The sequence below is a fragment of the Paenibacillus sp. P4_A9 genome, assembly GCF_056402415.1.
This window is the reverse complement of sequence record NZ_JBFUHL010000003.1, coordinates 306748-318377: the sequence shown is the minus strand read 5'-3', so window position 1 is coordinate 318377 and position 11630 is coordinate 306748. Positions and strand designations below refer to the sequence as shown.

The 11630-nt window shown below is 41.8% G+C and carries 10 protein-coding genes; all 10 read right to left on the bottom strand.

Translation table 11 applies throughout. The features are described 5' to 3' along the window. Positions 1-173 precede the first annotated feature (173 nt). On the bottom strand, positions 174-1133 hold the full coding sequence (locus AC1DVJ_RS05355; protein ID WP_477588941.1) for an ABC transporter permease: 960 nt from the start codon (positions 1131-1133) through the stop codon (positions 174-176). A 154-nt stretch (positions 1134-1287) separates the two neighbouring features. Next, on the bottom strand, positions 1288-3690 hold the full coding sequence (locus tag AC1DVJ_RS05350) for a helix-turn-helix domain-containing protein (protein WP_477588940.1): 2403 nt from the start codon (positions 3688-3690) through the stop codon (positions 1288-1290). A 297-nt stretch (positions 3691-3987) separates the two neighbouring features. Continuing rightward, positions 3988-5268 (bottom strand): ABC transporter permease, encoded by a 1281-nt coding sequence (locus tag AC1DVJ_RS05345; RefSeq protein WP_477588938.1) that lies wholly within the window; start codon positions 5266-5268, stop codon positions 3988-3990. After that, positions 5261-6166 (bottom strand): ABC transporter ATP-binding protein, encoded by a 906-nt coding sequence (locus tag AC1DVJ_RS05340; protein ID WP_477588937.1) that lies wholly within the window; start codon positions 6164-6166, stop codon positions 5261-5263. The genes AC1DVJ_RS05345 and AC1DVJ_RS05340 overlap by 8 nt, the downstream gene beginning before the upstream one ends. Before the next feature lie 132 nt (positions 6167-6298). Continuing rightward, complete coding sequence (locus AC1DVJ_RS05335; RefSeq protein ID WP_477588936.1) at positions 6299-6754, bottom strand: DUF420 domain-containing protein; 456 nt, start codon at positions 6752-6754, stop codon at positions 6299-6301. Positions 6755-6770: 16 nt separating this feature from the next. Next, on the bottom strand, positions 6771-7628 hold the full coding sequence (locus AC1DVJ_RS05330; RefSeq protein ID WP_477588934.1) for a cytochrome c oxidase assembly protein: 858 nt from the start codon (positions 7626-7628) through the stop codon (positions 6771-6773). Between the two features lie 99 nt (positions 7629-7727). Continuing rightward, a complete protein-coding gene (locus tag AC1DVJ_RS05325; protein ID WP_477588933.1) occupies positions 7728-8045 on the bottom strand; it encodes a cytochrome C oxidase subunit IV family protein in 318 nt (105 codons plus the stop codon). Beyond that, positions 8046-8660: a cytochrome (ubi)quinol oxidase subunit III gene (locus AC1DVJ_RS05320; protein ID WP_477588932.1), complete on the bottom strand. Its 615-nt coding sequence runs from the start codon at positions 8658-8660 to the stop codon at positions 8046-8048. Next, positions 8657-10492: a cytochrome c oxidase subunit I gene (gene ctaD, locus AC1DVJ_RS05315; RefSeq protein WP_477588956.1), complete on the bottom strand. Its 1836-nt coding sequence runs from the start codon at positions 10490-10492 to the stop codon at positions 8657-8659. Before ctaD ends, AC1DVJ_RS05320 begins: the two co-directional genes overlap by 4 nt. A 66-nt stretch (positions 10493-10558) precedes the next feature. Continuing rightward, complete coding sequence (gene coxB, locus AC1DVJ_RS05310; protein ID WP_477588930.1) at positions 10559-11581, bottom strand: cytochrome c oxidase subunit II; 1023 nt, start codon at positions 11579-11581, stop codon at positions 10559-10561. Between the last annotated feature and the right edge of the window lie 49 nt (positions 11582-11630).

Genomic DNA, 11630 nt, shown 5'->3' with positions numbered 1-11630 from the left:
GGAATCAGTTTATATCCTTCTTTGGCAATGTCTGACTCTGTTGAGAAAGAAATTGAAATGACATACAGCAGCGGTATTATGCAGAAGATGGAAAAAAAGATAAACCACCCATGAATAAGTCCTTTTGCCAGCGACGCTTTCCGTAAATTCATGCTCTCCACTTCCCTTTTATTCTAAAAAATCGCATTTTCCTTGTTAATCTTTCGAACTATGAAGTTCACCGTCAGTACAAGCACAAAACCAACTAACGATTGATACAGCCCGATCGCCGTTGACATCCCGATATCACCTGACACTCGTAACGCACGGTATACATAAGTGTCAATAACATCCGTCGTAGCGTATAACGCCCCAGAATCGGCAGTCAGAAAATAAAACATTCCGAAATCGGAGTAAAAGATTTTCCCTACCTGTAAAAGAGAAATCAGCGTAATTAATGGCGTTAATAACGGTAAAGATATGTTACGAACCTGCTGCCACTTGGAGGCTCCATCGATCGCAGCTGCCTCATAATAGCTTTTATCGATGCCCATAAGCCCCGTATAAAAGATGAGCGTAGAATAGCCGACGCTTTTCCATAAAAAAGCAAGACTTAATATAAAAGGCCAATACTTGCCTTCCATATACCAATTAATCTCAGCAAATCCTAGCTGTTTAAACAACTGATTAATGACACCCAATTGAGGGTTAAGCAGGGCATAAGACACATAACTGACCACAACCCAAGATAAAAAGTAAGGAAAGAACAACGTCGTTTGGTACAATTTAACCGCCTTGCGGCTCAATTCAAAGAGCATAAGTGCAAAAGCGATGGAGACTAGATTCGTTATGACAATGAAATTTAAGTTCAGCAGAAGGGTATTTCGTGTAACTTGCCGAGCAGCATCCGAGGTGAAGAAGAACTTGAAATTATTCAAACCTACCCAATCGCTGCCCCAAATCCCTTTACCAAAATTAAAATCTTTGAAAGCAAGCACCAAGCCAAACATCGGTAAGTACTGAAAGATGATAACGAATAATAACCCCGGAATCGCTAATCCAATTAATCCCCAATTGCGTGTGATTCCTCGCCAGAACGAATTTCGTTTTCTAGGTTTTATAGTTGGGTGCGCCATCACTTCTGGGTAAGCCATACTGTCCACCTCCTCTCTGTTGACCACATTACGTTAATCTTTAAAGAAATCCTAGTGTAAAAAGAGCGTTTTCTTGCAATTTTGGCTGTAAAAAAGGCAGTTTATTGTATTTAGCGTACAAATACAATAAACTGCCTATTTAAAATCTCATTTTTCAGTTCGTGTCACGTGTTCCCTGCACATGTTTAGTTATAATATATTCTTTCGGCGTAACGCCGTATTTCTTTTTAAACAGTTTGTAAAAGTAGCTCTCATTTTCCACGCCGATCTTTTGGAGAACTTCCCTAATACTGTGATTGGAATTTCCAAACCATTCCGCTGCTTTTTCCAATCTTACATCATTAATATAGTCTGCAACTGATCTAGCGTACTGTTGATTGAAAATTTTACTAATTTGCTTAGCAGATACATTCAATTTATCTGAAATATACTGTAGGCACAAAGCTTGGTTCGCATAATCGGCTTGAATTAACTCGATAACCGTGTTATTGATGATGGAATGTTTATCGGATTCAGTCCGTTCTGCTTTGGATACGATACTTCTGCAAATTTGCAAAATGTTACCGTATTGCTCATCCAATGTTTCCATACTGAAAAGTTGGTTGGACAGCAGGTTGAAATTAATCAGCAAAGGTTCTAACCTGCTTCTGTTAATTTCCTCTGTCACTTGTTTCAACGTATTGATTAAACTCATGATAGATAACAAAACGTTATTGTAGTTCAGCTGGGCAATTTCATCAAATAGCTTCTTCAATGTTTCTTCAGTTGAAAGGACGATACCGCTTTTTAGTGAATCGACCAGTTTCTTTTCCATGTAGGCTGAATAACCGACCTGTGAATTGTCCGTATTGGCTTGTATGATACTGTTCGTCAAAATACAGGACTTGCCGAATATTAACCGGTATACCGAATTGTTCAATGCCACGTCATACTTGCCGGACAGGTCTTGAAGATTTTCGCAATGGTCGCTTATAAAAATAGAAATGGATACCTTGAAGTATTGATTTATATAGGATTGTGCCTTACTCCAAATTGTAGTTATTTCCGAGAACAACTTTTCTTTGTCAGACCCATCTATATTTAAAATAAAGGCCATATGATCATTTTTCATTTCAACGACTTCAATCCGGTAAAATTGAGAAAATAGCTCCAGTGAAATGTTGATAATGCCAAATGTACATAGATCACGATCAAACGGGTTGAACATCCCTTCAAATTGAGTGCGATTATCAATTTTTACAATGCAAACGAGTCCGGGTTCTTCTTGTTTTAATTCTATTCCTGACTCTGATTCAGCTTTAATGAACTCATTTTTAGTAACCGATTGACTATCTACAAGCAATTTCCTTAAGAAGTATGTTTTCATAATTTCACGATCCGATTGTTTATTAAGCTTATATTGGTTAAGTTGATCAAATGAGAGCTGATACGCTTTGTTCAAATATGATATCTCGTCCTTCGCATGGGATTGATCCATTTCACTCACATTGGATACGACATGCTTGACCAAATTATCAATCGGTTTGTAAATTTTTCGGGAAATAAAAATAGAAGCTATAAAGGCTAGAATCATAAAAGCAACAATAATTACAATTAATGTTAATTTCAATGCATTAATTTTTTGAAACACTTCATCGTATAGCTGTGCTTTCACTAATGTCCAATTCATTTTATCTACAAACGTGTAAGTAATCAGATACTTCTTGCCATTGATCTCCTCTGTAAAATATCCCGTGTTATCGGTAGAGGCTTGTTCGCTATGGTGCTGTTGATAAATCGTTTTCAAAGAATCTTGTAAATTACCTTTTTCTTCACTATCCTGACCGACAATTCCACCGCTATCGTCAAGGATCATGATTTGATTCTCCCGATTTTCGTCAACCATGTTGATCTGTTTAATACTGTTAAGCAGCCATTCGGTACTAGCGTTAACGATCAATGCACCTTCAGGTTGATTGAACTCTCCTTTGAAGTCATACATTAAATAAGTAACTACATTCTCATACCTTTTCTTATCTTTCTCTATGTTGTATTCAATTTTTCTGGGTATAGCTTTCAATTTTGGCAATTCCTGTTTGGAGTGAAGTAAAGCTTCAAAATTAATATCTTTGAATAATAAATCTTCCAGCGTTGTGAAGTAAGTTTTGGTATGGCTGTTATACAAATAGATGGAATGTATGAAAGGGTTGACGCTTACAATTGAAGATTTAATTTTGATCATTTCATTAAGTAATTCTGTAAAATCGACATCTTTGTTAAAAATCAGTGGGCTAATTTCAGGGTTATAGTACATAGATAATACAGAATTAACGATCATGTCGTCCATGAAGTTAATATTATATTTTACTTGGTACAATATTTTTTTGTTCGCTTGATATTCATTGTCCAATACAGCTTTTTCTACATTAACAAATGCGATAACTGCAAATGAAATAAGCGGTAATAGCATAGCCAATGCAATCCATTGATAAATCTTACGTAGATATCTTCGTTGTTTTTTGTTTTTAGAAAGCATTAGACCACCCTTTACAGCTAATTGAGTATCGAAAAAAAACATTTGATTTATTAACTTACTACGTTCTACAAACTTTTCTCAAACCCTGCCTCTTTAGTTGTCTAGAGAATTGCATCTGCTTGAGCAATCGATATTGTTGCTTATATTAATTCTACATATCTGAGGGCTATATGAAAAGGGTGACATAATAAAGAATTAGATAATAAAATTGCTGAATATTTCAAAAAATATCTCACTAGAAATGTGAAAAAGCCAAATGAATCAACGAATTGATTCATCTAGCTCTTCAAATCAGTCTCAATTATAACCATTAATCACAGCCGCGGCACCTTCACACCACTACCGATACGCCCGCATTGCCTTGCGCAGCTCCTTCAAGCTCGGACGCTTGCCATACATAAGCACGCCTGTGCGGTAGATCTTCGCCGCAAGCCAAGCCATCACGCCGATGGAAACCACCTGAATGGCGATCGATATCGCAATCTGCCAGAATGGCGGGCTGCTCATCCCGATGCGCAGGAACATAATCAAAGGCGAGAAGAAGGGCACGAATGACATCGTGACCACGAATGGAGCATTCGGGTGATTAAGTCCGAAGATGGCAATCATGAAAGCAGCTACGATGATGTAGGTAACTGGCATAATGGCTGGGCCTACATCTTCGGTGCGACTGACGAGCGAGCCTACAGCCGCGAATACCGTCGCATAGATGAAGAAGCCGAGTAAGTAAAAGATCAGGAAATAGATGACGAGCGATATTTCGAGATCACTCCAATTCAGATTCAACTCTTTTAGCGCCGAGGCGTTACTAAAACGTATATTGGCCGCCGAAACGGCAATTAGAACGGCAACTTGAGATAGCGCAAGCAAGCAAATGCCTATGATCTTGCCAAACATCTGCTTCAGCGGTGATACACTTGTAATGAGTAATTCCATGACACGCGTGCTTTTCTCCGACGTAATTTCCGTGGCTACGACGTTCCCATATCCAATTGCACCCATGTAGAGCATGAATAGCATGACATAAACGAGTGCGTACGATAACACCATTTGTGATTCCGTTTTGCCAGTAGCTACTTCATCGGTAGTGGAAATTTGCACGGTATCCAGTGATACAGGCGTTTGGATATCCGTTTTAAGCGCGTCTGGCAGGCCAGCTCCTTGCAGCACCATATCCGTCTTGATCAGCTGAAGCGCCGTTTGGAGCTTGTTTTTCAGGGAAAACTCCATCGTTCCCGTCGATTTGTAGAGCATCTTCGGAAATCCGCCCTGTTTCCCCTCGGTGAACTCCAAGTACCCCTTAATGATTTTATCCTTGATTTGCTGCTTCCCAAAAGCTTCGTTCGCTTCGGCGCTGCCTTTGTCTGGAAGTGGTACAATCTGTATCTCTGCATTCGGCTGATTACTATAAAAAGCCGCCAATTTAGACGTCACATCCGCCTGCTTCGTACCAAATATCCCAATTTTCGTAGCTTCATCGGAAGAGAATTGATTAATAATGGCTGGTAGATGGATCAATACCGACATGAGAATGACTAAAATTAAGCTCATTATGCGAAATGATTTCGTGCGAAAACGAGTCATGAACGTGAATTTAATCACCGTAAGGATGCTATTCATGCTGGCCACCCACTTTCTGGATAAAAATCTCATTCAATGTAGGCTCCATGATTTGAAACTGCTGGATCGCAGATTGCTCCATTGCCAGCTGTAGTACACGCTGCGCGGCTTCTGGGCTGTCGATCCGCAGCTCATAGCCATTAATCCCCTCGTTCACGGAAGTCACCCCAGGAAGCTCGGCCAACCCTTTTATCCTCGCTTCCGTTTGGAGAATGATGCGTTCCTTCGGAAAGCTCGCTTTAATTTCCTTTAAGCTGCCCTGCAATATCGTATTTGATCGATGTAAAATGCAAATATTTTCACACAGCTCTTCGACGTGGTCCATCCGATGGCTGGAAAATAAAATCGTTTTCCCTTCATCGCGAAGGCTTTTCACCGTTTTCTTCAGTAACTCAACATTCACAGGATCAAGCCCGCTAAATGCTTCATCTAAGATCAGAATCTCTGGATTATGTATGACTGCCGCAATGAATTGGATCTTCTGTTGGTTCCCCTTCGATAGCTCCTCCACCTTACGGTTGTAGTAGTCGGAAACCTCAAATCGTTCCAACCATTCCTTGAGGCTGCGATCTGCCGCGCTGCGCTTCATTCCCCGAAGCTCAGCTAAATATGTAATTTGTTCGCTAATCTTCACCTTAGGATACAAACCACGCTCCTCTGGCAAATACCCCATCAGGCTGCGCAACTCATCCCGATAGCCTTGCCCCTTCCATTCAATCGTTCCTTGATCGGGATAGATCAATCCGAGTACCATACGCATGGTCGTTGTTTTACCAGCCCCATTCGCACCCAATAATCCGTAAATTTCACCCTGCTTAACGCGCAGACGAATGCTATTTACGGCCGTTTTATCCCCGTACTGCTTCGATACCTGTTCAACAACTAAAGGATATGTCATCTATGAGCCTGCCTTCCATTACGAAGTTGCTTACGCTATCTATTTTACATGAAATTGGAAATAAAATGAAATTCTACTTACGCAAAAAAACGCTAACTCCTGTGCATTCACACATTCATCAGCGTCTATTTTTTATAAACCAAAAATCGCATCAATCACAGGCTTGGTCGTTCCACCTGGATATAGGACATATAACAATACGTATACCATAACGCCTGTAGGCGCTGTTAGCAGCCACACAATCGCGGCAATCTTACCGATTTTCTTATGTTTCATGAATTTCTTTTTGTAAGCGAACCACAACGTGACGAGACCAAGTACGCCTCCTATAGTTGCTAAAGTGATATGGAAGAACAAGAACAAATGATAGGGCAGCTTCAAGCTCTCGGGCCCACCGAATGATGTGTTTCCTTCAAATAAGGTACGGGACATGTAGATGATGAAAAAGGCCAACGCGAAAATAGCACCTAGAACCATCAGCTTTTCATGCGTATCCCGGTTCCCCTTCACAATATGATACCATCCGAAACCAACAAAAATGGCACTTATTACGATAAACATCGTAGAAATCGTGGGTAATATATGCATGCTTCTTATCCTTTCTCTAAGCGCGATTCCAGTTCCCGCCTTGATTATTCAAACTTTCTTGTGATGGGATTGGATCCAATTCGTCTTCATCCTTGCGCTCTCTGCGATACCAGCGGAAGAAAATATAAGCTAATGTAGCGCCATAGATAATCTCTTGCAAAATCTTCATAATCACACCACCGAGCTGTTGATCATCGATCGGCGACAAATGAGCAAAAGGAACCGTGACATTGTCATACATATCATAGATAATCGAATCCGCAAAAATGATAAGCGCACAGGCTGGTGTCAGTAGGACCCCATTCCCGAAAATATACGCCATTTTCTTCAAATCGTTCAATCGATTCAGCTCAGGAAGCGGACAAAATACCGGGAACCACATGATAAAGGCCGTCACTAAGAGCACAGTATGATAAGCAAGAAGCCATACATCATTCTTCATCAAGTAATCCATAATATAAGGCATATGGTAGATGGAGAAGAGCATATTGAACATGAATAATGCGATCAGAGGCCGAGTGAAGAAGGAAAATAAGCCGCGAAAAACGATATTTTTCATACACAAACGTACTAACCAAGCAGGAGTTCCTATCCAAATAAAAATAGGTACAATTAAGTAAAGAATGGTTTGTTGCAGCATGTGCATACTGAACAAGTAGTGATGCCCAATGTAATTGATTGGACTTCCTTGTCCAATATAGAATAAGACAAGCCCCGAGTAAAAGAGTAGCTGCTGTGTAATCGCAATTGGCTCTGATTCGGCTGCTTTCACCATGCCTTTCACGACAAATCGACCATAGCTATATCCGATCACGACGACGATCAACAGTAAAACAGGATTCCACAAATCAAAAAATCCACCAATCTGACTCATATCTGCATCTATCTCCTTTCAAGCTGTTTACCCGCGAATATCTCTGGTTAAAAAAAGAGGAGGCACTTTGTCTAGACAAAGTTGCCTCTTCTTCCTTTTTTACCACCAAACCCAATATACGGCTGTGATTACACCAGTAAGAGCAACGAATGCTCCTGAGAAGATAAAGATTAGAGGGAACAAGTGTCCTCTCTCTTTGGCATGCATCCAGAAGAGCAACTGAACCAATGCCTGCACGATCCCAAGGGATACGATGAAAATCAAGATAAACGAACGATCCAAATCTCCGTAAAGTACGACAGCGAATGCCAACATCGTGAGTAGAATCGAGATAATGTAAGTCAAGTAGTGATTCACTGGTGAATCGTGCTTTACTCGCTTGCTAGGTGCGTTTGTATCATGAGAATTGCTGCTCATTTAGTGACCCACCTTCCCCATCAGATAAACAACTGTGAAGATAAATACCCAGACTAAGTCAATAAAGTGCCAGTACAGGGAAGCGACGTAAAACTTAGGTGCCGTAACAACTGTAAGACCTTTCTTGAGTCCTTGTGCTATCAACAGCGTAATCCAGCAAACACCGAATGCTACGTGAGCACCGTGGAAGCCAACCAATGTATAGAACGAGGTGGAGAAAGCACTGGTTGTAAATTTGTGGCCTTCATGAACATATTCGAAGAACTCGTAGATCTCCATGCCTAAGAAGGAAAGACCGAACAAAACCGTAACTGCCAACCAAGCTAATAATTGACCTACTTTTTGACGGTGCATCGCAATAATTGCGAATACACTCGTCAAGCTGCTCGTCAAGAGAATGAAGGTTGACCAACCAACCGTTTTAAGTTTGAAAATTTCATCAGCTGTAGGGCCATCCGGAACAGAGTTCCGAAGGGCGATGTATGTTGCGAATAAACAACCGAACAATACAACCTCAGCGCCAAGGAAAAGCCAAAAGCCAAGAACTTTATTTTTCCCTTCGAGGGTAGCCGTTTCCGGATTAGCAGGCAGTGCGCCCGTGTGATGACTACTCATGCCTTTACCCCCTTATGATCATCTTCAAGTTCTTCCGGCTCAATATGCCAACCGTGGTCGTCATTCACAGAGCGGATGAACATGCAAATAAATGTTACGACAATGCCTGCTGCAGCTACGTAGTAGTTTTTGTACATGAAGCCGAAGCCAGCAATGAATAAACCAACAGACATCATGAGAGGTAGAATCGATGCAGACGGCATGTGAATCGAACCAATTGGCTCAGCCGGCGTCATTTGTTTATTACCTGCCATTTTTTCTTTCCAGAAAGCATCTAAACCGCGAACAAGCGGAGTTTGTTTGAAGTTATACTCAGGTGCAGGTGATGGAATTGTCCACTCCAAGGAGCGTCCATCCCACGGATCTGCAGGAGCAGTCATTGGTTTTCTTGCTGTTGCGATAATGTTGATCAAGAATACCAACGTACCGATCCCCATTAAAAACGCACCAATTGTTGAAACAAAGTTACCAACTTCAAGATCATAACCTGGTTGATACGTAAAGACGCGTCGTGGCATCCCCATTAGTCCCAAGAAATGCTGCGGGAAGAATGTCAGATGGAAGCCGATGAAGAACAACCAGAAATGCAATTTACCTAAGCCTTCATTTAGCATACGACCGAACATTTTCGGCCACCAGTAGTAAAGACCTGCGAATAAACCAAGAACGAGACCACCAACGATAACGTAGTGGAAATGCGCTACTACAAAATACGTATCATGATACTGGAAGTCAGCCGCTGGGATCGCAAGCATAACCCCTGTTGTTCCACCCATTACGAAGGTTGGAATGAACGCTGTAGCGAAAACATTCGCTGTTGTGAAACGGATTTGACCACCCCAAAGTGTGAACAACCAGTTAAAGATTTTCACACCGGTAGGAACAGCAATCGCCATTGTAGCAATCGCGAAGATCGAGTTCGCTACTGGGCCTAGACCTGCTGTAAACATATGGTGAACCCAAACCATGAAGCCTAAGAAACCAATTAGCACTGTAGCGAATACCATGGAGCTGTATCCGAACAGACGTTTTTTCGAAAAAGTAGATACGATCTCAGAAATAATACCGAAAGCTGGAAGAATCAAAATGTATACTTCGGGGTGCCCGAAAATCCAGAACAAGTGTTCCCAAAGCACGTTGTTACCGCCTCTGGCAGCATCGAAGAATGCACCGCCGAAGACACGGTCAAACATAAGTTCAACCAAAGCAACCGTAATCGCAGGGAAAGCAAGAACGATCAGACCTGAAGTTACAAATGCTGACCATGTAAACATAGGCAAACGCATGTATGTAAGACCAGGAGCACGCATGTTGATAATCGTTACGAGGAAGTTAATCCCCCCGATTAGTGTACCAATACCTGCAATTTGCAAACCGAGTACATAGAAGTCAGTACCTTGCAAATTGTTCTGCAGGGTTTCTCCCCAGCCTGAGTCAGTGATCGAGGATAATGGTGCGTATCCTGTCCAACCAGCATCAGGTGCGCCGCCCAAGAACCAACTTGTGTTCATAAGCACGCCGCCGGCAAAGAATAACCAGAAGCCAAGTGAGTTAACGAACGGGAACGCAACGTCCCGTGCACCAATTTGCAGAGGAACGATGGCATTCATGAAAGCGAAGATAACCGGCATTGCCGCAAAGAAAATCATCGTTGTTCCGTGCATTGTTGTTAATTGGTTAAATGAATCTCCGACGAAAATTTGTTGATCTGGATAAGCGAGTTGAATCCGGATCAAGATTGCTTCAAGTCCTCCGACGAGGAAGAAGAAGCCGCCCGCTAGTAAATACAGGATACCGATTTTCTTATGATCGACGGTAGTAAGCCAATCCATAAGCCCGGTATGTTTTTTTACTGGATGAGAGTGAGCCAACGTATGAACCTCCTTTACATCAAGAGTTTATTTCAATGTTTGTAAGTACGTAACAATTTCATTGATTTGAGCGTCGTCTAACGTAACCTTACCGCCAGCTTCTTTACCGAATGCCGGCATTTTATTGCCCGGTTTCAGTTCTTGCGGGTTATGTATCCACGATGCTATGTTTTCAGGCGTGTGCTCTAAGATGCCCGCAAGTGTGTCGCGATCTGCGAAGCCTTTAAGGTTAGGAGCAACCCCTGGACCGCTTGCATTCACAGCATGACAAGACATGCAATTCTCTTTGAAAAGTGATTCACCCTTTTGTGCAGTTGCCGGCACAGTAGAAGGTGCTTTCATTTTCGCAACCCAAGCATTAAAGTCTGCATCAGACTTCGCTGCAACGGTGAAGTTCATCAAAGCGTGTGATGCTCCACAAAGCTCTGTACATCTACCTTGGAAAGTTGCAATTTCATCCGCTTGCAAGTAAAGCGTATTACGGATACCTGGATTTGTATCGACTTTACCACCTAAGGATGGTACCCAGAACGCGTGCGCTACGTCAGCAGATACAACATCAAAAGCAATGATTTTATCCTTAGGAATCACTAGCTGTTGAGCTGTCGCGATACCAAGGTCTGGATATTCAAACTGCCACCAGAACTGATGTGCAGTGACTTTCACATGGATAGCGTCTTTGTTCTTGTTGTAATTCTCGGAGTGTTTGAACGTGTAGGACACTGTTGGCACCGCAAGCACTAACAGCAAGAGAATTGGAATTACCGTCCAGATAATCTCCAAAACATGACTTCCTTCGACTTGTTTCGGTATGCTGTCGTCACCTTTACGCTTGCGAAAGCGAATTAAAACGTACACATAAATCGCAAATACGACAATTACGACAAAAACCATGATAAAGAGACTTAATTTCATTAAATAAAGCTGCTCTGTCGCCACAGGACCCTTAGGTACTAAAGCAGATAAGGTTGGGTCTCCGCACCCAGTTAGCATGAACGTCATCACCGCTAAAAGGGGTAGCAGACGCCAGAACTTTTTCAATTGACTCATTGTATCAACCCCACTTTTAAAACAATATTTTTACCACGAAGGCCATGCC

What these genes read in the sequence shown, in the direction of transcription:
- AC1DVJ_RS05355 (WP_477588941.1), bottom strand. Translation starts at nt 1,133, where the DNA reads ATGGCTTACCCAGAAGTGATGGCGCACCCAACTATAAAACCTAGAAAA.
- AC1DVJ_RS05350 (WP_477588940.1), bottom strand. Translation starts at nt 3,690, where the DNA reads ATGTTTTTTTTCGATACTCAATTAGCTGTAAAGGGTGGTCTAATGCTT.
- AC1DVJ_RS05345 (WP_477588938.1), bottom strand. Translation starts at nt 5,268, where the DNA reads ATGAATAGCATCCTTACGGTGATTAAATTCACGTTCATGACTCGTTTT.
- AC1DVJ_RS05340 (WP_477588937.1), bottom strand. Translation starts at nt 6,166, where the DNA reads ATGACATATCCTTTAGTTGTTGAACAGGTATCGAAGCAGTACGGGGAT.
- AC1DVJ_RS05335 (WP_477588936.1), bottom strand. Translation starts at nt 6,754, where the DNA reads ATGCATATATTACCCACGATTTCTACGATGTTTATCGTAATAAGTGCC.
- AC1DVJ_RS05330 (WP_477588934.1), bottom strand. Translation starts at nt 7,628, where the DNA reads ATGAGTCAGATTGGTGGATTTTTTGATTTGTGGAATCCTGTTTTACTG.
- AC1DVJ_RS05325 (WP_477588933.1), bottom strand. Translation starts at nt 8,045, where the DNA reads ATGAGCAGCAATTCTCATGATACAAACGCACCTAGCAAGCGAGTAAAG.
- AC1DVJ_RS05320 (WP_477588932.1), bottom strand. Translation starts at nt 8,660, where the DNA reads ATGAGTAGTCATCACACGGGCGCACTGCCTGCTAATCCGGAAACGGCT.
- ctaD (WP_477588956.1), bottom strand. Translation starts at nt 10,492, where the DNA reads ATGGATTGGCTTACTACCGTCGATCATAAGAAAATCGGTATCCTGTAT.
- coxB (WP_477588930.1), bottom strand. Translation starts at nt 11,581, where the DNA reads ATGAGTCAATTGAAAAAGTTCTGGCGTCTGCTACCCCTTTTAGCGGTG.